Here is a 24,665-nt window from a genome sequence, read left to right as displayed (position 1 = left end):
AAAGTATTTGTTAGTCTACCATTCGTTGATCCTGTTGGAATCTAATTTTATAAAGATAAAAATTAAAATGGTAAAGGCCCATAAACCGGAACCACCATAACTAAACATTGGTAATGGGATTCCAATTGTGGGAATTAACCCCATAACCATACCAATATTAATGAAGAAATGTATAAAAATAATAGAAGCCACACCATAACCGTAAACTCTACTGAATTGGGATTTCTGTAATTCTGCTAAATGTAAAATACGAAGTAATAAGAGTACAAAAACTATTATAACAAAGGTGCTCCCCATAAAGCCCCATTCTTCACCAACAGTGCTAAAAATATAATCTGTATGTTGTTCTGGTACAAACTTACCAGTGGTTCTTGTGCCTTCCATAAAGCCCTTTCCTGTAAAGCCACCTGAACTGATTGCCTTTTCAGATTCATTTAGATTATAGGCAATAGTTTGTTTCATTTTTTCAAGTTTAACAGGATCCTTTTCCAGGCTCAACCAAATCGTGATTCTGTCCTTTTGATGAGGCGGCAATATATTGTTATAAACATATTTAATAGTAAATGAGAGCCCAATTGATAGGATGAGGATGAAAACAGACTGAAAAACCTTTAATCTTTTTTTCTTTAAAAAGTAATAGCCAACAATAACTATTGTAGCCATAATAGAGGTAGCAAGTGATCCAAATTTTAATGATAGAATGGCAAGAATAATTCCTGAAATACCAATAGCCAAATAATATTGTGGTAATCCTTCTCGATATAACACGAAAAAGAAGGAAGCATATACAAGGGTGCTTCCGGTATCATTTTGTAATATAACTAACACAGCAGGAATAGTTATGATAATAAATGTTTGTATTTGGTCTTTTAGCGTATTGATATTGGTGTTTAAATCACTTATATATTTTGCAACGGCCAGTGCCGTGGCCGTTTTGGCAAACTCACTTGGCTGTAAAGTCATGCCGCCTATAGCGTACCATGATGTGGCACCATTTACGTTTTTTCCAAAAATAAAAAGCCCGACTAAAGATAGCATAGACACAAGATAGATAACACTTGAAAAACGTTCATAAAACTTAGCGTCTACGGCCAGTAAGAGCACAATTAGACCAAAGGTTAAAAGTATAAATACAAGCTGTTTGCCGAAAGGTTGTGAGAAGTCAAAATAATCAATAGTGGTTCCTGAGTGAGAAGCCGATAAGATGTTTAACCAACCAAAACCTACCAGTAATAAAAAAAGGAATATGGTAATCCAGTCAAATTTAAAATGCCTATTGGTTTCTCTAACCATCAATTTTTGGTTTATTTAATTTTTTCAATTGCTTTTTTAGACTAAAGTATTTTTGTTCTTCAACAATTTGCAATGTAGTATATCCATTAATCTTAAAAGGTTTTCCTGAATAGGGTTTTGCATATTCTTCTTCAAGAGTATGTTTTAAAAGCCATTCTTCTAAATCTGTTCTGGTGATATAACCTTTAATATGCTTTTCAATCATTAAACTGGCTACCTTACCGGCAAACCTGCTTCCCCAATAGCCATTTTCAACAAAAACGGCTATGGCAATTTTTGGATCGTCCTTTGGGGCAAAAGCTACAAATATGGAGTGGTCTGTCAATTGCGTTTTTACACTGTCTATAATCGCAAAGTTTTCAACAGTTCCGGTTTTTCCACAAATATCAATATCCTTTACCTGTAATGAGGCTGCAGTACCTTTTTTATATACTTGATACATCCCTTCTATAACAGGTTCAAAATTATGTTTGTCAATGGTTGTTTGCTTAGGTGTTGTAAATTGATCCGGTAAAGTTTCTCCTTTAATATTTTTAATAATATGTGGAGTGTAGTAATACCCTCTGTTTGCAATAGCAGCTATCATATTTGCCAATTGTATTGGAGTGGTAGCAACTTCACCTTGCCCTATAGCATTTGAAATAGTGTATGTTGAATAAAATGTTTTTGGATAAACGTGTTTATAGTAGGACCTGTCCGGTATTCGGCCTTTTTGTCCTACAAATAAATCGTTGTTTAGAAACTGACCAAGTCCAAAACTTTTAGCATGTTTACTCCAGATATCAATTCCGTCAGAAGCACTGCCGGTTTTATCTAGTATTTTTCTATAAGTAGTGGCAAAATAGGCATTACAAGAACGTTGAATGCCCCCAATTATATTATTTCTGGTTCCGTAATTACAATGGCATTTCATAAATCTGTTACCATATTTGTAACCTTTGTAGCAGGTCACTGTTTCGTTAGGTGTTATAACGCCTTCCTGTAAACCAATCAAAGCATTCATTAATTTAAAGGGAGATCCCGGTTCATAAACACCTTGTAGGCTTCTGTTGAAAAGAGGTTTTGCGGAATCATTAAATAGTTTGGTAAAGTTTTTTGAACGCTCCCTACCTACTAAAATATTGGGGTTGTAAGTAGGAGCCGCAATCATTGCTAATATTTCTCCTGACGATGGCTCAATAGCTATGACTCCCCCTCTTTTATTTTTCATGAGCAATTCTCCATACGCTTGTAACTGGGCATCAATAGTTATGGTTATGTCTTTACCCGGCTCCGGTATAGTATCAAATTTTCCGTCTTTATACGGGCCAATATTTCTGTTAAATCTATCTTTTTGTATAAACTTAATACCTTTAATGCCTCTGAGTATTTTTTCGTAAGAAGCTTCAATACCTTGCTTTCCTTTTAAATCCCCCATTTTGTAATAAAGGTCCCTTTTGATGTCTCTATGATTTACTTCTCCTATGTCTCCTAGTACATTAGCCCCGATAGTAGTTTCATAGTCTCTTAAAGAACGTTTTTGAATATAAAACCCTCTGAATTTACGCATCTTCTCTTGTAAAACAGCGTAATCTTCTTTTGATAAATGAGATACAAAAACAGAAGGGAGCCTGGGGGAGTAACGCCTTGCTTTTTTATATGTTTTTATGAATTGTTCTTTGTTGATTTTTAATAAAGAACAAAATTCAAGAGTATCTAGCGGTTCAACTTCACGGGGAATAACCATAACATCGTATGAAGGTTGGTTGGCAACCAAAAGTTCTCCGTTTCTATCGTAAACAAAGCCTCTTTTAGGATAATCATAAACTTTTCTAATAGCATTATCCTCAAACAGGTCATGTGTCTGTGAATTATAGACCTGCAGATAAAAGAGCCTGGAAATAAACAAAACACCAACGGCAATTATGGATACAAAAAGTAAAAGTTGTCTCATCTGGGTTTTCTACTGAAAATAATAGTTATCACTACACTTAAAAAAATAGTAAATATACTTGAGAATAACGTTTTTTGAAGCACTAAAATTATTCTGGAAATGCTAAAAATTTCCAGAGAAAACAAAATAAGATGATGTATAACAGTTAGAAGTGTGAAATAAGTAAGTTTAGACCCAAAATCTACCGTGTTAAATTTTATGGTTTGATGTTCATAAACCGTTCCAAATGATGTTTTTAAAATTACCGGTCTTGCATAAGCTATACATACAGAAGCCGCTGCATGAATGCCTCCGGTGTCTAAAAACACATCGATGATGATGCCTAGTAAAAAGCTCAATACTATAAATACAACTCTTCTGTTTTTTATTGGATATAATGCAATGAATAAAATGTATATATATGGATTGATGTACCCTAAAAAATCAATGTGATTTAAGATCAATACCTGCAAGGCTATAAGTGCAATAAAACGAACGGTATGTATGGATAAAATACTATTCATTCAATAGCTGTATTTCTTCAGAATTAACATCTTCAATAATATATACGTGTTCAATATTGGTCATATCATTAAAAAGCCTGATGTTAATTTCATAGTAGTTTTCGGCCTGATCTAACATGAAATCTTCAATAACTCCTATAGGAACACCTTTAGGAAATATTGAGGATCTCCCAGAGGTAATAATAGTATCTCCTTTTTGCAAGGGAGCTATTTTGGGGATATCAATTAATTGTATGAATTCCGGGGACCTGGCATTCCATGTTAGCGTTCCAAAGTGATTGGTTTTCTTTAATTGTGCACTAATTTTACTTGTTGTATTAAGAATAGAGATTACTGTTCCATAACGTCTACTTGTTTCATCTACAATGCCAATAATACCTTTTGAAGAAACTACTCCAAAATCTTGTTTAATGCTATCTTTCTTTCCTTTATTAATTGTAAGAAAGTTATCAGTTAGTGAATAACTATTTTTAATAACATTAGCCGTATAAAATCTATAGGGAGTACCAAATGTTATAGTATCCAGGTAGCTGGAATCTGCTTTTATTTCAGAATTATGCAGCAGGGTTCTAAGCCTTCTGTTTTCTTCAGTCAATAAGGTGTTCTGAGATTTTAAATTAAAGTAATTGCTAATATTATTAATAGAATTATAAATACCACCGGTTAAAAAATTAGCTGAATTTATAAACTTACTTTTATGGTAGGAGTGCGACTGAATGGTAAATAAAAGTGCCAAAGAAAACAGCAACAAGAACAATAAAAAGTTTTTGTTCCTTATTATAAAGTTAATAATCTGTTGCATTATTTTGATGTTTAATAGGTAGTCCTATTTTATCAATACGCTTTTATATTTAGTCAGGTTCTTAAGGGTGATACCGGTACCTCTAACCACAGCTCTTAGCGGGTCTTCTGCAATATAAACAGGTAAATCTGTTTTTTGAGATAAACGCTTGTCTAAACCACGAAGCATAGAACCACCACCGGCAAGATAAATCCCTGTATTGTAAATATCGGCGGCCAATTCCGGAGGGGTTTGCGATAGGGTTTCCATAACCGCATCTTCAATACGTAAAATAGATTTGTCTAAAGCCTTGGCTATTTCCCTATACGAGATAGAAACCTGCTTGGGCTTTCCGGTAAGTAAATCACGACCTTGAACACTCATGTCTTCTGGAGGTAATTCTAAATCTTCGGTTGCAGCACCGATTTGAATTTTTATTTTCTCGGCAGTGCGTTCACCAACATAAAGGTTATGTTGTGTACGCATATAGTAAACAATATCGTTTGTAAAAACATCACCTGCAATTTTAACCGACTTATCACATACAATACCTCCTAAAGCAATTACGGCAATCTCAGTTGTTCCACCACCTATATCTACCACCATATTACCTTTTGGTTGCATAATATCAACACCTATACCAATAGCTGCTGCCATAGGTTCATGAATCAAATACACTTCTTTACCATTTACGCGTTCAGCACTTTCTTTAACTGCACGCATTTCTACTTCCGTAATTCCTGATGGGATACAAATAACCATGCGAAGTGCAGGGGTGAAAAACTTCTTTTTTAAAGCAGGTATGTTTTTAATAAACATACTTATCATTTGCTCTGAGGCATCAAAATCAGCAATTACACCGTCTTTTAACGGGCGAATGGTTTTAATGTTCTCATGAGTCTTTCCCTGCATTAAACTGGCTTCCTGACCAACAGCAATTATTTTGCTGGTTACTCTGTTTCTGGCTACAATAGAAGGTGAATCCACAACAACTTTATCATTATGAATAATTAATGTATTTGCAGTACCTAAGTCTATTGCAATATCTTCGGTTAAGAAGTCAAAAAAGCCCATGTGCTATTAGTATTTTTAGTGGTTTGAAAAAACGAATCCCGTAAATGTAATAAAAGTAAATTTATTTATTTGTTTTGCAGGGTTTAAAATTCACGTTAAAATATTGTACCTGACTGTTATACGTCATTCACCGATTTTTAGCCTATCCACACCATGAATTTAAAAACTGATGTATAGTTTATTCTTACAAAACCAAGAACGTTATTAGTGCTTAAAATGACGCGTGCCAGTCATGACCATAGCTAAATCATTTTCATTGCAATAATCAATACTTAATTGATCTTTAATAGAACCACCAGGTTGAATAACTGAGGTTATACCTGCGTTCTTAGCAATTTCCACACAATCCGGAAATGGGAAGAAAGCATCACTGGCCATAGCAGCTCCATTTAAATCAAAGTTGAAAGATTCAGCTTTGTGTATAGCTTGTTGCAGGGCGTCAACACGACTGGTTTGTCCGGTTCCGCTGGCACATAATTGTTTGTTCTTTGCCAGAACAATAGTATTTGATTTTGTATGCTTACAAATTTTTGAAGCAAATAGTAAATCTTCTATTTGAGCTTCAGTAGGTTCTGTGTTAGTAACCGCTTTTAAATCTTCTGCTTTATCAGTAATATTATTTCTGTCTTGAACCAAAACACCATTTAAACAACTTCTTACATTAGTTTTTGGCATTTCAATATCATGGATTACTAATAAAATTCTATTCTTTTTGCCTTTTAGTAGTTCTAAAGCTTCAGGAGCAAAAGAAGGTGCTATGACCACTTCACAGAATAATTTGTGGATCTCGTTAGCTGTAGCTAAATCAACTTCAGTATTACTGATTAAAACACCTCCAAATGCCGAAACAGGGTCTCCGGCCAGTGCATCAATATAGGCCTGATGCAAGTTATCTCGCTGTGCTAATCCACAGGCATTGTTATGTTTTAGAATGGCGAATGTAGGCGCATCACCTTTAAACTCCAACATTAAATTTACTGCAGCATCTACATCTAAGAGGTTATTGTAACTTAATTCCTTTCCATGAAGTTTTGTGAATAATTCATCAAAGTTTCCAAAGAAAAAACCTTTCTGATGTGGGTTTTCACCATAACGCAAAGCCTTACCATTATTATCGCTAATCTTTAGAACAGTTTCTTCATTGTTTTGGTTGAAGTAATTAAAGATGGCAGTGTCATAATGTGAAGAAACATTAAATGCTTTTCCTGCAAATCGTTTTCTGTCTTCTTCTGAAATAGAACCGTTATTGGCAGAAATCAACTCTAAAAACTCAGCATAATCATCAACAGAGGATACACAAATAACATCAGCATAGTTTTTGGCAGCTGCACGAATTAAAGAAATACCACCAATATCAATTTTCTCAATAATGTCTTGATTGCTGGCACCGGAGGCCACAGTTTTTTCAAACGGATATAAATCAACTATAACGACATCAATTTGCGGAATATCATATTCAACCAATTCAGCAACATCTCCATCGTGGTTTTGCCTATTTAAAATACCACCAAATACTTTTGGGTGTAATGTTTTTACACGACCACCTAAAATAGAAGGATAAGAGGTTATATCTTCAACAGGAACAACATTAATTCCCAAATCGTTTATAAATTTTTCAGTACCTCCGGTAGAATAAATAGTAACCCCCTGCTTATCTAATTCTTTTACGATTGGTTCTAACCCATCTTTACTAAAAACTGAAATTAAGGCAGATTTAATGGTTTTTTCGTTGCTCATTCCTGTTGTGTTATAAAATTCTCAAGCTTATGAAAATGAGAATTCAAGATTAATTTTAAGTTAAATTTAAATAAAACGCAAAAGTAGTTATTTAAAGCAAAATAAAGGAAACCAAGACTTAAAAAAAGACGTGTTTTTTTAACTAAAGTCAGAAGTTGTTAACAAGAAATTTAAATTCTTTAAAAGCTGTACTTTTAAAGCGTGAAAGAAAAAAGTATTTGGTGGTATTTTAAGCTATTTTTTATTTGCTTATTGGCATTGGTTCTTATCTATCTCAGTTTTATGTCAAAAGGCACTTGGGGGATTAACAAAACTGTAGGATGGGCTTGGGAAATGACAAATATTTATTTTTGGATCGGGATTATCACAGCAGTGGTTTTAGTACTATTCATTATAGCATATGTGATCAAAAAAATATTAGATTCTTTTAACTAGAACTTAAAGCATTCCAGCCACTTTTTTGCAAACAAACTCCAAAAATCGTTCGTCAGCTTCTGTAAAAGGATCTGGTGTATTGGAATCGATATCAATCTGACCAATATTTTCTCCGTTTACAAAAATGGGAATAACAATTTCGGCCTTTACGGTTATACTGCATGCAATATAATTGTCTTGAGCAGACACATCAGGAACTACAAAGTTTTTATTGCTCACGGCGACTTGCCCGCAAATGCCTTTGCCAAATGGAATAACTGTATGATCAGTTGGTTCACCAACATAAGGACCTAAAATGAGCTCTTCTTTTTTTTCGTTTCTAAAGTAAAATCCAACCCAATTATAGTATTCAATATGGTTTTCAAGTAATTTACAAATATCTTGCAGGCGTTTGTTAATTGATTTATTTGAGTTAGAAATAATGGTTTCTACCTCTGGTTTTAGTTTATCAAAAATCATAAGGTCAAAAGTTTTTGGCAAAAGTATTTAAAAAGGTGTAATTTCGATATTCAGTTTTATTTAAATTAACAGTATTCCTTGAAAGCACTTTTAGTAAAATACAAGTCGGTTATTAAATTTATGCTTACATTTTTGTTGGTGTATACCTTATTGTCTTTTACATATAAATTGTATTTAAAATACTCTGACGGAACGTTATACTATCCGGACTATTTTACACATTTAGTAGCTAAACAAAGCGAAGCGTTGTTAGGAACGTTAGGATATCAAACAGAAGTTACCCCTCACCCAGATGAACCATCAATGAAATTGATTACTAACGGTATTTATTTAGGGCGTATAGTTGAGGGATGTAACTCCTTAAGTGTTATTATATTATTTGTGTCATTTATTATTGCTTTTTCAGGGCATCCAAAAACTACATTCTTTTATATACTTTCCGGTAGTGTTTTAATTTATACGGTCAATCTGTTGCGTATTGTATTTTTAATAATGGGCTTGTTATATTATCCTGAGTACCAGGAAATTTTACATACTGTTATTTTTCCTGCTATTATTTATGGTATGATGTTTTTGCTTTGGATAGTTTGGGTAAATCGGTTTTCAAAACAAAAGAAGGTTAATGCATAAGGTTTTCAGATATATATTACTTTTTATATTGTTTTTAATGTTGATATTGATTCGGTTTTTTGAAAACGACTTGTTTTATGATCCGTATTTAACGTTTTTTCAAGGTGATTATTTATACATAGATAGTCCCAGGCGAGAAGTTGCCAAATTAGTAGCTTATACAACACTGAGGTATTTACTAAATTCAATGGTGTCTTTGGCTATTTTGTTTTTAGTCTTTAAAAATCTGAACATGGTTAAATTTTCCGGGCTAATTTATGTTATTGCTTTTGTAATGCTCATACTTATTTATTTATATTTTGTTATAAACCCAAGGCAGGAAGATTATTATTTGTTTTTTAATATACGACGTTTCTTAATTCAGCCCATACTTTTAATTTTGTTGTTACCGGCCTTTTATTATCATAAGCTTAAGGCTTGAATGTTAAACATTCGATAAAATGTTTTTAAAATTTCTGGTTTTTGTATTTTTGCAAGGTGATAAAACCATTATTACATAAAAGTTTTTCGGCCGTACTGGCATTACTGGTTTTGTTTTCAACGGTATCTTTTACCATTGAAAAACATTTTTGTGGTGATGTTTTGGTGGATGTGTCCGTTTTTTCGGAAGCTGAAAAATGTGCCATGGAAGCTTTGGAAATACTCCAAAAAAAGACTTGTTGCAAAGATGAAATAAACGTTGTGCAGGGGCAGGATGAATTAAATATCTCGTCTTTTGACAATTTAGACTTTGAGCAACAGCAAGTTCTTGCTGCTCTGTTTTTTTCATATATAAATGGTTTTGAAAGTTTACCAAAACAAACTATTCCTCATAAAAATTATTCCCCACCAGATTTGGTCACTGATATTCAGGTTCTAGACCAGGTATTCCTGATTTGATGCATAAATTTTTAATCCTTTCTAAATCTTGAGCGTAATCTGTTCAGGTGAAAAGAACATCTTATTAAAAATTTATTATTCAAATTAATATCAAAAATGAAACATACTTACAAAATTACAGGGATGACCTGTAATGGTTGCAAAGCATCTGTTGAGAAGAATTTAAATGCTCTTCCAGATGTTATAAAAGCTTCGGTTAGTTTGGAGAGCTCCGAGGCCATTATTGAAATGTCACATCATATTGAAATTGAAACATTGCAAAATGCTCTATCCGACAAATATTCAATTATAGAAAAGAACGTATTTAATCCGGTTCATGAAACCATAGTCGCATCAAAAAGTGATTTACAACAACTATTTCCATTGTTTTTAATATTTGGATATATCACCATAGCGTCTGTTTTGCTTAATATTAAACCCTGGGATACAACCCGTTTTATGTTGGATTTTATGGGCTTGTTTTATATTGTTTTTAGCTTCTTTAAATTATTGGATTTAAAAGGCTTTCCTGAATCTTTTAGAATGTATGACCCATTGGCAAAAGCAGTTCCGGCTTATGCCCGGATTTACCCGTTTATAGAAGTTGTTCTGGGGCTTATGTTTTTAATGCGTTTTGAAATTCCAATAGCTTTAATGGCTACATTAATTATTTTGGGAATAACAACAATTGGAGTTACTAAAGCCTTATTGAATAAAAAAACAATTCAATGTGCCTGTTTAGGAACGGCATTAAAACTCCCAATGACCAAAGCTACTTTTATTGAAAATAGTATTATGATTATAATGGCTGTCATTATGTTGATTAAAACCTACAATTAAGATGAGTAGAATTATATATATAATAGTATTGCTTCCGGCCTTTCTGTTTTCTCAAAACAAAATTGAAGGGGTTATTATGGAAGCTAATAATGAAAATGAGCAGATTGGCTTACCAGGAGCAAATGTGTATTGGCTCAATACATCGGTTGGAACAGTGACTGATATAGATGGAAAATTTAACCTTTCATACAAGCCGGAATATAAAAAACTGATTATTAGTTATGTGGGGTTTAAAACAGATACTTTGACTGTTGCTGCTCCAAAGACTATAACACACTGGTTACAGCCTACGGATAATTTAGATGCCGTTACTATAAAATCAAGAAAGCAAGCAACGGCAAAATCATATTTGAAAGCAGCAAATACATTTACTGTGAGTAGTGATGAGTTATTAAAAGCAGCATGTTGCAATTTGTCTGAAAGTTTTGAGACTAACCCATCTATTGATGTGAACTTTGCTGATGCTGTAACAGGAACACGTCAAATAAAGATGCTGGGACTTACAAGCCCGTATATTTTAATAGCCACAGAGAATATCCCGTCTATCAGGGGTGCCTCTCAAGCATTTGGACTAAGCTTTATTCCGGGCACCTGGGTGGAGAGTATTCAAATAACCAAAGGAGCAGGGAGCGTTGTTAATGGTTATGAAAGTATTGCGGGGCAGATCAATGCTGAGTTGGTCAAACCGGCTACAGATGATAAACTGTTTGTGAATTTATATGGGGCTTCAAGTGAACGTGTGGAACTAAATACACATATAAACACAAAAGTTGCTGACATGTGGAATATGGGGGTATACCTTCATGGTAACAGACATGATAAAAAACATGATGTTAATAATGATGGGTTTCTTGATATGCCCTTATATCATCAAATTAATGTCATGAACCGTTGGCAATATACAGATACTGAAAAAGGATTAGTGAGTTTTATAAACTTGAAATTTTTAAATGATGAAAAGCAAACCGGGCAACTGAATTTTGATCCTGAAACGGATAAACTCACTACTAACGCGTGGGGAAGTGAAATTGATACCAGACGGTATGAAGTTTCAGCTAAATTTGGTTATGTGAACCCGGAGATTCCATATCAAAGTTTAGGTGTTCAAACGGCATTTAGTAGTCATAAACAGGATTCCTATTTTGGTTTGAACCAGTATAATATTACACACAACAGCTTATATGCCAATGCCATTTACAATTCCATAATAAGTGATTCCAGGCATAAAGTAAAAACAGGTGTGAGCTATACTTATGATCATTATGACGAGTTTCTAAACGTTGAAAATTTGGATCCCATGTACGAGAGAACCGAACGGTCTGTAGGTGCTTTTTTTGAATACAATTATGATAATTTGGAAAAGCTGAACCTAACAGCAGGTATACGTGTTGATAATCATAATTTATTAGGAACATTTATAACACCCAGATTTCATGCCCGTTATACCCCATGGGAGAAATCAGCATTACGAGCCTCTTTTGGAAGGGGTAAGCGAAGTGCCAATGTTTTTGCAGAAAACCAAAAGATATTTTCAACCTCCAGAGCTATTAATATTGTAAATTCAAGTGGTAATATTTACGGGTTAGATCCGGAAATAGCGTGGAATTACGGCGTGTCTTTTTTACAGGGGTTTAATCTTTTTGGGAGAAAGGCTGATGTCACAATTGATTATTATAAAACCGATTTTAAAAATCAGGTTGTTGTAGATTATGAGAACCCTTTGGAGGTTAATTTCTATAATTTAGAAGGAGATAGTTATGCCAATAGTTTTCAAACAGAAGTGAATTATAACGCTTTTGAGCATTTTGATTTGCGTTTGGCTTATAAGTTTTATGAGGTGAAAACCCAATACAATTCCGGTAAGTTAGATAAACCATTAGTTCCAAAACACCGTTTGTTTGCCAATGCATCCTATGAAACCCATTTAGGCAACAATGGCGGGCAATGGCGGTTTGATACCACTTTTAATTGGCTAGGGGAACAACGTTTTTCCTCAACGGCCAGTAACCCGATTGAGTATCAACTTCCGGATTATACGCCTACTTTGGCCACATTAAATGCCCAGGTTACAAAAGTGTTTTCTTCAAAATTTGAAGTATATTTAGGAGGAGAAAATATAACAAATGTCAGGCAGCCAAACCCTATTTTGTCAGCAGACGATCCGTTTGGTGCAAATTTTGATACTACTTTTGTATATGGTCCTGTTTTTGGAAGTATGTATTACGCAGGATTGCGATTTAGAATATAATTAGATGTTTATTGTCCCACAAAAAGGGAATATTATAATTGAAAAATAAAATATAAAGAAATGAAAAAAGTATTAGTCGTTTTGTTAGCCTTATATGGAACGGTGACATTAGCTCAAAATAAAAATGCAAAAGCAAGTTTAGAAGTTGATGGCGTTTGTTTAATGTGTAAAACAAGAATAGAAAAAGCAAGTTTAAATACAAAAGGGGTGAAGTCTGCAGTTTGGAATGTAGAGACTCATGAGCTTAAATTGATCTATGATGAGCGTAAGACCAATTTAGAAACTATCCAGTCTAAAATTATTGCTGTAGGTCATGATACCCAGGAACTAAAGGCAACAGATGAAGCCTATGCTAAGGTGCATCCGTGTTGCAGGTATAGAGATCAGGTGGTGCAGGATCAACATAAAGAAAGTGATGAACATAAGGAAAAAGAATAATAATTTAAAATCCGAAGGTTGAAGCCTTCGGATTTTTTTTATTGTAAGATTAAAAAGTTATAGTATAGTAGACTACGAGGTTGTCGCCTTAACTCATTTTTTTCTTTTTACCACGTCCTAACCTGTAGGTATAGCTTAAGATAACATAACGCCCCAGGCTTTCGGTAGTAGTCTCTTCAAAATAGTTAGTCGTACTCTTTCTATAAATATCAACATTTTTATCTAATAAATCTATAAGTAAAAGTTTTACAATATTGTTCTTGCGTTCAGAAAACGAATAAGAAATTGCGGTATTCCAAATGGGGAGTTTTTGATCAGATTCAAAAATATTATCAGTAAAAATGATGTAGTCAAATTGTGTGTTCAAATTTAATTTTTGAGAGGCATCATAATCAAATGAAGTAAAATATTGCTGTCGGGTGAAATCACGATTATAGTTTTTTAAAATAGAAAAAGCTGTCGTGTTTAAATTGTATTTTGCTCCCAGTTTTATATCAACAAAATCTTTATTCGCATTTTCTAATGTTAGAATGCCTGTGAAGTCCTGAGATTTGACCTCGTTTATTTCCTGATTTACTAATGCATTTGATGTTTCAAAATTATTGATGTTTTTTACAGTATAGCGTACTCCTAAAGAACTTATCTTTTTACTTAAGCTAATACGGGTGGCCAGACGTTGCCTAACCCCAATATTGTCATAGCTGCGCACCCTAACAAAATCATCATTGATGGTTATGTTTTGAACAATAGCATCCTGGGTATGTCTGTATTCAAGCTTTGTATTAAAGTTAAATCCGGCACTAAATTTATTTATATTTGCTACAAGTTGTAAGGCATCTGTTTTTTCGGCTCTTAAATCGGGATTTCCTTTTCGTATTGAAAATGGATTCAAATCATTGATTACTGTTGAACTTTGACCGGATCTGGGGTTGGTAATAAATCTTCTATAAGACAACCTGATACGTTGTCCAATTTTTGGTTTGTATTGAAAAAGGGCACTTGGGTTTACATAAAACTGACTTCTGGTAACTGTAGGTTCATCAATAACCCCAAAATACCGGGTAATGTCCTGTAGTTCAACTTTGGAATAAAAGGTTAAGTTTTTTTTACTGAAATTATGAGAGATTGCTGTTTGGTAACTCTGTTCTAAATGCCTGTATTTATATATAAATGGCTCTTCTTCACCATTTCTAATTCTAAATTGATTTATATCTTCGTTTAAATTTTTACTTATAAAAAAAGAGTCAGCTTTTAAAAAATGGTTTCCTCCTAAAGGTTCCGTATACCTGAAATTAAAATTGGTGGCAGTGTTATCAATAGCATCATCTCTGGTAGTCATTTGTTCTGTAATTTTCTCTTTAGGGGTTCCAACTCTTCTAACGATTAAAGTGTTCTGTTCTGTATCACGCTTTAAATTACTGGTTGAAGCCATAACCCCGGTACTGAAACTTCTTCCGTCTTTTGGTAACCTTTTATAATAATTTACAGAGATATTCCCGGTTTTTTTATCAGTGTCATTTCCGGAATCTATTTTATTGGTAGTTTGAATCTCTCCGGTGTCATCCCTAAACTCACCATCTTTTGTCGTGTTTGAAATTTTGTTACTGGTTATTATCTTACCTTTTACAAGTAAACTACTGGATTTATTAGACTTGTTTTCATAATTAAAATTAAAATTATGATTGTTACTAATATTGTCAAAAGTATTATCAGCCAGATAAGCAAAATTATTGCTATTTGAAAATGTTGTTCTTACGGATTTAGAGTTTCCTTTATTGTCTATATAGCTATAAAAGTAATCGGCATTTATAAACTCTTTTTTCTTGAATTCATGGCCATAATGTATACCACTAACAGCTGTGGTTAAAAAACCGCTTAAATTGTTCCGGGAAGCTGCAAAATCATCATCAGAATCATCATCTACCTCACCACTAATACCGTCAGCATTTTTTAAGAACCCCTGTATGTTTGAGCCGGTTACATTAATATTATTAAATTTTCCTATGACCGATAATTGTGTTTTTGATGAAAACAGATTGTAGTTTAAATTACCAAAATAACGATTGTCCAAACCCATTCCGGCAGAGGTGGAACCAAAACCTTTGTTCTTTTTAGATTTTTTTAAAGATAAGTTAATAATAACCTCTTTATTACCATCATTAACACCCGTTAACTCCGTTTCATCACTGTCTTTGTCTATAACTTCTACTTTTGAAATAGCATCAGCCGAAAGGTTTTTTAAGACAATGGCAGGGTCTCCACCAAAAAACTCTTTACCATCAACAAAGATCCTGCTTACTTGATTTCCCTGTGCAATAACGGTACCATCAGTATCTATCTCCAGGCCCGGTAATTTTTTCAAAAGGCCTTCAATGTTATCATCATGGTTGACTTTAAATGAATTAACATCAAAGGCAACGGTATCCTTTTTAATCTGAATAGGAACTATTGCAGAAATAACAACTTCGTCTAATTGGGCTAAATCCTCTTTTAGTATGATGGTTTCTAAATTTAAAGAGGCTTCGGTAATGTTTAGAGGTTTATAATAGGGAGTATACCCCATGGAGTAAATATTTAATAATAAAGGCGTGTTGTTTCCTGTTTCAATGCTGAAAACACCTTTACTGTCTGTAATGGTGTAATTTACTACTGTGGAGTCTTTAGAATTTAATAACGAAACGGTGGCCAGTTCAATAGGAAGATTATCCGGATCTATGATAGTTCCTGTTATTTTTGTTTGACCAAAACTTATTGAGAAATTGAAAAGTATAGTGAGGGTAAGCAAAAATACGTTGAAAACGGAATTACATTTCATCAGGAATAGATATTGGCTTAAAAATAATTAAGACTAATAGTGTTTTAAAAGGTTTAATATAAACTTGAAAAACAAAAAACGCTTCCAAATTTTGGAAGCGTTTTTCTATTATAGATGGCTTATTAAGGCTTTCTATTACATCATTCCCGGCATGCCACCGCCGCCCATTGGAGGCATTGCAGGAGCATCTTCTTTAATATCAATTAAAGCACACTCTGTTGTTAGAATCATACCGGCAACAGAAGCCGCATTTTCTAAGGCAATACGTGTTACTTTTTTAGGATCAATAATTCCAGCTTTAAGCATGTCAACATAGGCTTCAGACTTAGCATCGTAACCAAAGTCTTTTTTACCTTCTAAAACTTTATTGATAACTACAGAACCTTCACCACCGGCATTTTCAACAATGGTTCTCAAAGGAGATTCAATAGCTTTGTTTACTATTTGTACACCTGTAGTTTCGTCTAAGTTAGCTGTTTCTATTTTTTCCAGAACAGATTTAGCTCTAACAAAGGCTACACCACCTCCGGCAACAATGCCTTCTTCAACAGCAGCTCTGGTGGCATGTAAAGCATCATCAACACGGTCTTTCTTTTCTTTCATCTCTACCTCACTGGCAGCACCTACGTAAAGTACGGCAACACCTCCGGCTAATTTAGCTAAACGCTCCTGAAGCTTTTCTTTATCATAATCAGAGGTTGTAGTCTCTATTTGAGCTTTGATTTGATTTACTCTTGCTTTAATGGCTTCAACATCACCAGAACCATTAACAATTGTGGTGTTATCTTTATCTACAGTAACGGTTTCAGCAGTACCTAACATACTTAAATCTGCATTTTCTAAAGTAAATCCTCTCTCTTCAGAAATAACGGTTCCTCCTGTTAAAATAGCAATGTCTTCAAGCATAGCTTTACGTCTGTCACCAAAGCCTGGAGCTTTTACAGCAGCAATTTTTAATCCACCTCTTAACTTGTTTACTACTAAAGTGGCTAAGGCTTGTCCGTCAACATCTTCTGCAATGATTAATAATGGACGCCCAGATTGAGCGATAGGCTCTAATATTGGAAGAATCTCCTGTAAGTTAGAAATCTTCTTGTCAAATAGTAAAATGTATGGATTTTCTAAATCAGCAATCATTTTATCTGAATCTGTTACAAAGTAAGGTGATAAGTACCCTCTGTCAAATTGCATACCTTCCACAACATCAACATAAGTGTCCATACCTTTAGCTTCCTCAACGGTAATCACACCTTCTTTTCCAACCTTTTCAAAAGCTTGAGAAATTAATTCACCAATTGTATCATCATTGTTTGCTGAAATAGCTGCAACTTGTTTTATTTTTTCTGAAGAATTACCAACTTTTTGAGCTTGTTCTTCAAGGTCTTTAGTGATGGCTTCAACAGCTTTGTCAATACCACGTTTTAAATCCATTGGATTGGCACCGGAAGCGACATTCTTTAACCCTTCTTTTACGATTGCTTGGGCTAACACCGTAGCAGTAGTTGTACCATCACCAGCTAAATCATTAGTTTTAGAAGCGACTTCCTTTACCATTTGTGCACCCATATTTTCATGTGCATCATCAAGTTCAATTTCTTTAGCTACTGAAACCCCGTCTTTAGTTACTTGAGGGGCACCAAAGCTTTTGCTTATAATTACATTACGCCCTTTAGGACCTAAAGTTACTTTTACTGCATTTGCTAATGCATCAACACCGCGTTTTAAACCGTCACGTGCTTCAATATCGAATTTTATATCTTTTGCCATTTTTTAATTTTTGCTTATAGCCTTTAGCGTTTTGCTATGGGCTAAGTATTAATATTAATTTTAGTTGTAGCTATAGCCTTTAGTTAATTGCTATTTATATAATTGCTAGTATGTCGCTTTCGCGCATAATTAAATAATCGTTTCCTTCAAGTTTAAGTTCTGTTCCGGCATACTTACCATATAAAACGGTATCGCCAACTTTAACGGTGATAGGTTCATCTTTTGTACCGGGGCCGGCAGCTACAACTGTTCCTTTTTGAGGTTTTTCTTTAGCGTTGTCCGGAATGATGATTCCTGAAGCTGTTTTTGTTTCAGCGGCAGCAGGTTCAATAAGTACTCTGTCTGCTAATGGTTTAATGTTTAAGCCCATTTTGTTTTATATTTTTAATTATTAAGATATTATTTAACGCCTAAGCATTATACTAAAAATGTGCCATAGCACATAAACTGACAAACTTGCAGACTTGCTTACCAAACAGGCAGGAACAAAAAATGCCAACTTTAACGGCTGGCATTTTTTGTTTTGTTTTAAAAAGGGTTATTGTGCTGAATCCTTTGCTGTTGCTGTATTATTTGCAGGTGTAGTATCTGTATTATTTGGTAAAGCTTCCGGTAATGGTTGCGTAGTTTGAGCATCAGGATCTAATGCTTTAGAATCTACACTTTCAGAGCCTTTGTTAATTGTAATGTTAGAGGCTAATATTAACACCAATAATACTGTTGCTAATGTCCAAGTGCTCTTGTCTAAGAAATCGGTTGTCTTTTTCACACCCCCTAATTGCTGTGTTCCGCCACCGCCGAAAGAAGATGATAAACCACCACCTTTTGGGTTTTGTACCATAATTACTACTATCAGTAAAAATGCTACAACTACTATAAGGACCAAAAATATTGTAAACGTACTCATTATTCTTTATTATTTTGTTCTTGTAATTGTTCTACCGCTTTTATTTGGTTTGCAAAGAAACCACTTTTTTCTGGATATTTCAAACTTAAAATTTTATAAGATTGAATGGCCTTTTTATAGTTTTTTTGCTCAACATAAATACGCGCTAAAGTCTCGGTCATTAAAGCCTCAGGTTGTATCATTTGCGCTTTTGCCAAGTTGCCTTTTTGGCTAACAGGTTTTGCCGGACTTATTTTAGGATTTTGAGCAATGAATTTATCAATGAGCTCAAACTTTTTCTCCTTATCTAAATTGGTTGCCAATTGTTGAGGCTTCTCTACAACTTGCTCTTTTTTAGGTTTTCTGTCAATGGGTTTAAAACATGTTAGCTTTAACCATTCGTTAAAGGAGTGTGATTCCCTTTTATCAAATTGTAAAGGTTTGCCCAAGCTTAAAATATCTTTGGCAGTAGCTTCTTGAGTTTTTGTTTTTTGAATGGTACTTTCAATGGCTTCAGATTCATCTAAAATAAAAACGGTTTCTTTTTTAGGAAGGCTTTCTTTTGGCTCAAACAAAGCCGGGTCTAAAACACCATCTGTTTCTTTTATTTGTTGCTTAAGCGTACCATCATCAATAGTTACTTTTTTTTCTACCGAAATATCTTCTGCATCAACTTTAATGTCCTTTAAATGGGCAATATTTTGTTTTATAAATTCTGAGATTTCATTTTGAATGAAAGCTTCAGAAGTGATGAAGTCAAATAAAATACTTCGGTCTGTAGTATAGGCTGCAGTTGTTTTTAGTTCCTGGTTATACTTAATGCTGCTTTGATCTTTTAAACCTTTAAGATAAACGGCACGTGCCGATTGAAAATATGGAAATTCATCAATGATAGATTTTACGCCTTCGGTTTGTTCATGTGTCAAAGTTTGAGGGTTTTGAAGTATATGTGTGAAATCTGATTGATTCATTGCTTTTAAAAAATTATTTTTCTACCATTTAGCAAGCGTAGCATTAAAGATATCCTGTGTTAAACGTTCAAAAATTTCTTCATGAGCTTCTGTTTTTTGGGATCCTAAAAGTTGATCACTTCCAGGGAAGTCATAAAAAAATGAAAAGGATTGCTCTAAGTCATCTTCTTCTTTCTTTTTATTGTAAAACCTAAGTTTAACACTAATGGTTAGCCTGTTTTGAGCAGCTATCTGATCTGCTGTGGCCGTAGTTGGAGAGATTCTATATTCTGTTATTTCTCCTTCGTAAACTAAGTCGCCTCCTGAAGGAACCAGATTTAAATTGGTTTGATTTTGAATTAAATCTTCCAGTGCTATTTTAAAATCGCGTTCTAAACCGGGTTCAATAAGTAACGCCGTATTTTCAAAACGGTTTACCTGATAGGTTTCAACACCAGGAGGTATTGAAGCTCCGGTAAAAGAATAAAAACCACAGCTTGAAAAGGTAAGCGTTGCTATTAATAGAAATAAATAAGATGCTTTTTTCATATATGTTATGACTGCCTTAATTTAAGAAATAAATGTTTTTAATGTAACGAGAAGTTACAAATCGTATTGTTTAATTTTTCTATAGAGTGTCCGTTCGCTTATTCCTAATTCAGCAGCTGCTAATTTACGTTTTCCATTGTGACGTTCAAGTGATTTTTTAATTAATTCTAATTCTTTGTCGTGTAAGGATAGGGTTTCTTCCTCTTCAATTTCTTCTGCAAAATGATATTTGTCCTGAATAGAGATTATTTCTTCAGTGTTTGAGGTGTGTTCTGGAATTGAAATGACTTCAGTGTTTTCAACAGGTTCTTCATAGGTTGCATCCTCTTCATCTGAATTACCATAGATTTTTTGTATTAAAGTTTCGTTGTTTTTTTCAACATCTTTGGTATCTCCACTTTTCATCAATTCCATAGTGAGTTTTTTCAAATCATTGAGATCGCTTTTCATATCAAAAAGCACCTTGTATAGAATTTCACGCTCACTGCTAAAATCGCTTTCAGACTTAGGTGTCTTTATGATTGCAGGTAAATTTGTTGAGGCTGAAGCTGGTAAATAGCTTCTTAAAACTTCAGCTGTTATTGTTCTTTTTTGTTCTAAAACGGAAAGCTGTTCAGCAATATTTCTTAGTTGGCGTATGTTTCCTCCCCAGCGGTGTTTTAAAAGTATCTGAATGGCATTGTCAGTTAATTTTATTGTGGGCATTTTATACTTTAAAGCAAAATCACTGGCAAATTTTCTAAATAATAAATGGATATCCTCCTGGCGTTGACGTAATGGAGGTAGGTTGATTTCAACAGTACTTAATCTATAATAAAGATCTTCTCTGAATTTTTCTTTTTCAATGGCTTCAAACATGTTAACATTGGTAGCCGCTACAATACGCACATTGGTTTTTTGTACTTTACTTGAGCCTACTTTTATAAATTCTCCATTCTCTAAAACCCGTAATAAGCGTACCTGAGTGGTAAGAGGCAATTCGCCAACTTCATCCAGAAAAATGGTTCCTCCGTCAGCTACCTCAAAATAACCGGCACGCGTTTGGGTGGCACCTGTAAATGCACCTTTTTCGTGTCCAAAAAGTTCGCTGTCTATTGTCCCTTCAGGAATAGCACCACAGTTTACAGCAATGTATTTATTATGCTTTCTATGTGATAGCTGATGTATTATTTTAGGAATACTTTCTTTACCAACACCACTTTCACCGGTTACCAATACTGAAATATCAGTTGGGGCTACCTGAATGGCTTTTTCAATAGCTCGATTTAGTGATGGTGTATTACCAATAATGCCAAAACGTTGTTTTATAGCTTGAACTGATTCCATATCTATTTCCCGAGAAACCGGGAGTTTTTTCGTATTAATTATTCTTTGAGTATCCTACTGCGTCACCAATAAGTGTAGCTGATGTACAATCAGTAGTTTTTACATTAACAAAATCTCCTATTTTATAACGCGCTTTGGGGAAAACCACAACTGTATTTTGAGGTGTTCTTCCGGACCAATGTGTGTCAGACTTTTTAGATGTTTTTTCTATAAGAACTTCAACTATAGTGTTTAAGTGTTCCTTAGTTCTTATGGCACTATGTTTTTGCTGGAGTTCAACAATTTCTGCAAGCCTTCTTTTTTTAGTGGCTTCAGGAATATCATCTTCCATATTTCTACCGGCCATAGTACCGGGACGTTCAGAATAGGTAAACATATAACCAAAATGATACTTTACATATTCCATGAGCGATACAGTGTCTTGAAAATCTTCTTCGGTTTCAGTTGGGAAACCAATAATCATATCTTGACTAATAGCACAATCCGGAATAATATGACGGATGTTATCAATTAATTCAAAGTATTCCTCGCGGGTATGTAGTCGATTCATTGCTTTTAAAATGCGATTACTTCCACTTTGAACCGGTAAATGAATATGATTGCAAATGTTTTCATATTTAGCCATGGTTTTAACCACATCTAATGTTAAATCCTGTGGGTTTGATGTTGAAAACCGGATACGCATTTTTGGCTGCGCCTTAGCACAAAGTTCTAATAATTTTGAAAAATTTACAGACGTAGCCTTTTGCATCTCACTAGCTTTAACAAAGTCTTTTTTAAGGCCACCGCCATACCAAAGGTAGCTATCAACGTTCTGGCCTAGTAATGTGATTTCTTTATAGCCTCTATTCCATAAATCATTTACCTCTTCCAAAATACTCTGTGGATCTCTACTACGTTCCCGGCCACGGGTAAATGGTACTACACAAAATGTACACATGTTATCACATCCACGTGTTATTGATACAAAAGCAGTAACACCATTTGAATTTAATCGTACAGGGGAAATGTCTCCGTAGGTTTCTTCTTTAGAAAGAATTACGTTAATGGCGTCTCTGCCTTCATCAACTTCAGCTAGCAAGTTTGGTAAATCTTTATAAGCATCAGGGCCTACTACTAAATCTACAATTTTTTCTTCTTCAAGAAATTTGGTTTTCAGGCGCTCTGCCATACAACCCAGAACACCAACTTTCATTTTAGGGTTATGGTCACGTTTTACAGCATTGTACTTTTCTAAACGTTTGCGTATAGTTTGTTCTGCCTTATCTCTTATAGAGCAAGTGTTGACTAAAACCAAATCTGCATCTTCCAGTTTTTGAGTAGTGTTAAACCCTTGATCCGTCATAATAGATGCAACAATTTCACTGTCGCTAAAGTTCATAGCGCAGCCATAACTTTCAATAAATAATTTTCTTTTATTACCTTCTTTTTGTTCTAAAACTAAAGATTCTCCTTGTTTATTTTCGTCTATAATTTTCTCCATAATTCACTGATAGCCCTAACGGTCAATAAGTATGCAAAGATATAATATATTTGTGTTTTATGACAAAGTGGCAGTTTAAATTTGCAAGAGGATGTGTTAATTTTATGAAAACATTAACGCAACCAATTGTGAAGTCCTGTATCTATTATTAGAAATAATAAAAAAGCTTTATATGATGTTCAGACGTTTTAAAATGATAATGTTTTCTTTGGTTATTCTTTTGTGTTTTACCAATATGACTTGTGATAGTGATGGAGAAATAATAGAAGAAGCAACAAGCTGTGATTTTAAGACCATAGTAGATAGAACAGTATTCCATGACTTAGAATCTGACAATTTCAATTTTGTCGATGCCCAAATAACAGGAGATTGTTTGTCCATTACTTTTGGTGCTTCCGGTTGTAATGGTGAAAGTTGGGCGTTTAAATTGGTAGACTCAGAAGCTGTGACCAAATCAATACCGGGGCAGCGGTCTTTGAAATTTCAACTTGAAAATAAAGAGCTCTGTGAGGCTTATTTTGAAAAGACGGTTTCATTTGATCTCACACCTTTGCAACTCCCAGGGGATCATGAAGTGCTTTTGAACATTCAAGGCCTTAGTAAGTCACTTAGCTATAAGTATTAATAACGTTTACGATAACAAATTTAATGATGGTTTAATAATTGTCTTTATATATAATCCAAGTTTTAATCCTGTAACCTTGCAGGATTTTTTATTTGTAATTACTAAAAAACATTTACATTTATACAATACAAATTTTAACATCAACTAAATAATGAATTCATTTAAAATCTTATTAGAAAAAATAAAAGAAGCTAAAGCACTTGATTTTGGCCAAGTCTTTAACGATTCAATTGAGTTGTTTAAAAAGACATGGCTTCAAGGTTTTTTGTTGCAATTATTTACACTTATAGTTATGTTGCCCTTAATTATCGTTTTATATGTTCCATTAATAGGAATGATGATAGCGCAACAAGAAAGTGGTTATGCTAATACCGACGCTTTTAATAATTTCTTTGCAGGAATGTCTGTTCTCTATATTCTATTTGTAATAGTTGGCGCTTTTGTTCTAGGAGCTGTTTCTTTGGCATTAAATGCTGCGTTTTTTAGAATTATGAATCGTTTAGATAGTGATAAAACGGTCTCATCTTCAGATTTCTTTTATTTTCTAAAAACGAAATATCTGAGTAAAATATTTGTGTTAATGCTGGTGTCAATGGGGATTTCCATTGTAGCTGCATTATTGTGTTATCTTCCAATATTTTATGTATTGGTTCCTTTGTCGTTTTTTACAATAGTATATGCATTTAATCCGAACTTTTCTGTTGGGGATATTGTTAAGGTAAGTTTTAAGCTAGGTAACAAAAAATGGTTAATTACCTTTGGATTGATTATTGTTTCATCATTGTTAGCTCAAATTGTTGGCTTTCTATTATGTTTTGTTGGGGTGTTGTTTACAGCTCCATTTGTATATCATCCAATTTATATAATTTATAAAAAAGTAATAGGATTTGAAGAACAACATGTTATAGATGAGATAGGAACGTCATCAGAATAAAAATAAAATTTTTGACAAAAAACTGCTTTTAAGATCTTAAAAGCAGTTTTTTTTGTTTAAATAATCCACAGATAATCCAGAAAATGTTACAGATAAACTTT

Annotated in this window: 23 protein-coding genes; 8 read left to right on the top strand and 15 right to left on the bottom strand. The window is 33.8% G+C overall.

Translation table 11 applies throughout. From position 1 onward, the window contains the following. Positions 1–15: 15 nt before the first annotated feature. The 7 genes from rodA to VOI54_RS00970 all read right to left on the bottom strand — a co-directional run bounded on the left by rodA (position 16) and on the right by VOI54_RS00970 (position 8,215). The gene (gene rodA / locus VOI54_RS01000; RefSeq protein WP_326280844.1) at positions 16–1,293 is read right to left on the bottom strand and encodes a rod shape-determining protein RodA; all 1,278 of its coding nucleotides are present in this window, start codon (positions 1,291–1,293) and stop codon (positions 16–18) included. Beyond that, positions 1,286–3,226 (bottom strand): penicillin-binding protein 2, encoded by a 1,941-nt coding sequence (gene mrdA / locus VOI54_RS00995; RefSeq protein WP_326280843.1) that lies wholly within the window; start codon positions 3,224–3,226, stop codon positions 1,286–1,288. Before mrdA ends, rodA begins: the two co-directional genes overlap by 8 nt. After that, positions 3,223–3,729, bottom strand: coding sequence for a rod shape-determining protein MreD (locus VOI54_RS00990; protein WP_326280842.1), 507 nt, complete (start codon positions 3,727–3,729; stop codon positions 3,223–3,225). Before VOI54_RS00990 ends, mrdA begins: the two co-directional genes overlap by 4 nt. Then, positions 3,722–4,531 carry a rod shape-determining protein MreC gene (mreC, locus tag VOI54_RS00985; protein ID WP_326280841.1) on the bottom strand — a complete coding sequence of 270 codons (810 nt, stop codon included), beginning with the start codon at positions 4,529–4,531 and terminating at the stop codon, positions 3,722–3,724. The genes VOI54_RS00990 and mreC overlap by 8 nt, the downstream gene beginning before the upstream one ends. Positions 4,532–4,555: 24 nt before the next feature. Continuing rightward, positions 4,556–5,584, bottom strand: a complete 1,029-nt coding sequence (locus tag VOI54_RS00980; RefSeq protein WP_326280840.1) for a rod shape-determining protein — start codon at positions 5,582–5,584, stop codon at positions 4,556–4,558. Between the two features lie 204 nt (positions 5,585–5,788). Beyond that, complete coding sequence (gene purH, locus VOI54_RS00975; RefSeq protein WP_326280839.1) at positions 5,789–7,321, bottom strand: bifunctional phosphoribosylaminoimidazolecarboxamide formyltransferase/IMP cyclohydrolase; 1,533 nt, start codon at positions 7,319–7,321, stop codon at positions 5,789–5,791. Positions 7,322–7,759: 438 nt separating this feature from the next. Then, complete coding sequence (locus tag VOI54_RS00970; RefSeq protein ID WP_326280838.1) at positions 7,760–8,215, bottom strand: XrtF-associated fRMsr-like GAF protein; 456 nt, start codon at positions 8,213–8,215, stop codon at positions 7,760–7,762. Between the two features lie 78 nt (positions 8,216–8,293). On the opposite strand from VOI54_RS00970, the gene xrtF reads away from it, so the two are divergent. The 6 genes from xrtF (at position 8,294) to VOI54_RS00940 (ending at position 13,229) form a co-directional block, all read left to right on the top strand. Next, entirely contained in the window at positions 8,294–8,845 is a 552-nt protein-coding gene (xrtF, locus tag VOI54_RS00965) for an exosortase family protein XrtF (protein WP_326280837.1), read from the top strand. Beyond that, on the top strand, positions 8,838–9,266 hold the full coding sequence (locus tag VOI54_RS00960; protein ID WP_326280836.1) for an exosortase F system-associated membrane protein: 429 nt from the start codon (positions 8,838–8,840) through the stop codon (positions 9,264–9,266). The genes xrtF and VOI54_RS00960 overlap by 8 nt, the downstream gene beginning before the upstream one ends. 56 nt (positions 9,267–9,322) lie before the next feature. Continuing rightward, positions 9,323–9,724: an HYC_CC_PP family protein gene (locus VOI54_RS00955; RefSeq protein ID WP_326280835.1), complete on the top strand. Its 402-nt coding sequence runs from the start codon at positions 9,323–9,325 to the stop codon at positions 9,722–9,724. 96 nt (positions 9,725–9,820) lie between these two features. Continuing rightward, entirely contained in the window at positions 9,821–10,543 is a 723-nt protein-coding gene (locus tag VOI54_RS00950) for a heavy-metal-associated domain-containing protein (protein ID WP_326280834.1), read from the top strand. 1 nt (position 10,544) lies between these two features. Next, entirely contained in the window at positions 10,545–12,791 is a 2,247-nt protein-coding gene (locus VOI54_RS00945) for a TonB-dependent receptor (RefSeq protein WP_326280833.1), read from the top strand. 60 nt (positions 12,792–12,851) lie between these two features. After that, positions 12,852–13,229: a heavy-metal-associated domain-containing protein gene (locus VOI54_RS00940; protein ID WP_326280832.1), complete on the top strand. Its 378-nt coding sequence runs from the start codon at positions 12,852–12,854 to the stop codon at positions 13,227–13,229. Between the two features lie 88 nt (positions 13,230–13,317). Here the strand turns inward: VOI54_RS00940 and VOI54_RS00935 are convergent, their stop codons facing one another. The 8 genes from VOI54_RS00935 to miaB all read right to left on the bottom strand — a co-directional run bounded on the left by VOI54_RS00935 (position 13,318) and on the right by miaB (position 23,005). Next, on the bottom strand, positions 13,318–16,044 hold the full coding sequence (locus VOI54_RS00935; RefSeq protein ID WP_326280831.1) for an outer membrane beta-barrel protein: 2,727 nt from the start codon (positions 16,042–16,044) through the stop codon (positions 13,318–13,320). 135 nt (positions 16,045–16,179) lie between these two features. Beyond that, positions 16,180–17,811: a chaperonin GroEL gene (gene groL, locus VOI54_RS00930; RefSeq protein WP_326280830.1), complete on the bottom strand. Its 1,632-nt coding sequence runs from the start codon at positions 17,809–17,811 to the stop codon at positions 16,180–16,182. 94 nt (positions 17,812–17,905) lie between these two features. After that, complete coding sequence (locus VOI54_RS00925; protein WP_136481715.1) at positions 17,906–18,181, bottom strand: co-chaperone GroES; 276 nt, start codon at positions 18,179–18,181, stop codon at positions 17,906–17,908. Between the two features lie 168 nt (positions 18,182–18,349). Next, a complete protein-coding gene (gene secG, locus VOI54_RS00920) occupies positions 18,350–18,718 on the bottom strand; it encodes a preprotein translocase subunit SecG (protein ID WP_326280827.1) in 369 nt (122 codons plus the stop codon). After that, entirely contained in the window at positions 18,718–19,668 is a 951-nt protein-coding gene (locus VOI54_RS00915) for a DUF8458 domain-containing protein (protein WP_326280826.1), read from the bottom strand. Before VOI54_RS00915 ends, secG begins: the two co-directional genes overlap by 1 nt. A gap of 21 nt (positions 19,669–19,689) precedes the next feature. Further along, on the bottom strand, positions 19,690–20,196 hold the full coding sequence (gene lptE / locus VOI54_RS00910; RefSeq protein WP_326280825.1) for an LPS assembly lipoprotein LptE: 507 nt from the start codon (positions 20,194–20,196) through the stop codon (positions 19,690–19,692). 54 nt (positions 20,197–20,250) lie between these two features. Further along, positions 20,251–21,522 (bottom strand): sigma-54 interaction domain-containing protein, encoded by a 1,272-nt coding sequence (locus tag VOI54_RS00905; RefSeq protein ID WP_326280824.1) that lies wholly within the window; start codon positions 21,520–21,522, stop codon positions 20,251–20,253. A gap of 34 nt (positions 21,523–21,556) precedes the next feature. Continuing rightward, complete coding sequence (miaB, locus tag VOI54_RS00900; RefSeq protein ID WP_326280823.1) at positions 21,557–23,005, bottom strand: tRNA (N6-isopentenyl adenosine(37)-C2)-methylthiotransferase MiaB; 1,449 nt, start codon at positions 23,003–23,005, stop codon at positions 21,557–21,559. 172 nt (positions 23,006–23,177) lie between these two features. On the opposite strand from miaB, the gene VOI54_RS00895 reads away from it, so the two are divergent. Both VOI54_RS00895 and VOI54_RS00890 read left to right on the top strand, forming a co-directional pair. Beyond that, on the top strand, positions 23,178–23,630 hold the full coding sequence (locus VOI54_RS00895) for a hypothetical protein (protein ID WP_326280822.1): 453 nt from the start codon (positions 23,178–23,180) through the stop codon (positions 23,628–23,630). A gap of 151 nt (positions 23,631–23,781) precedes the next feature. Continuing rightward, complete coding sequence (locus VOI54_RS00890; protein ID WP_326280821.1) at positions 23,782–24,564, top strand: hypothetical protein; 783 nt, start codon at positions 23,782–23,784, stop codon at positions 24,562–24,564. Positions 24,565–24,665: the final 101 nt, after the last annotated feature.

Origin of the sequence: Alterotamlana spongicola (genome assembly GCF_035818475.1) — a bacterium.
Lineage (GTDB): Bacteria > Bacteroidota > Bacteroidia > Flavobacteriales > Flavobacteriaceae > Cognatitamlana.
The sequence above is the reverse complement of the archived record's forward strand: the minus strand, read 5'-3'. Positions and strand labels throughout refer to the sequence as shown.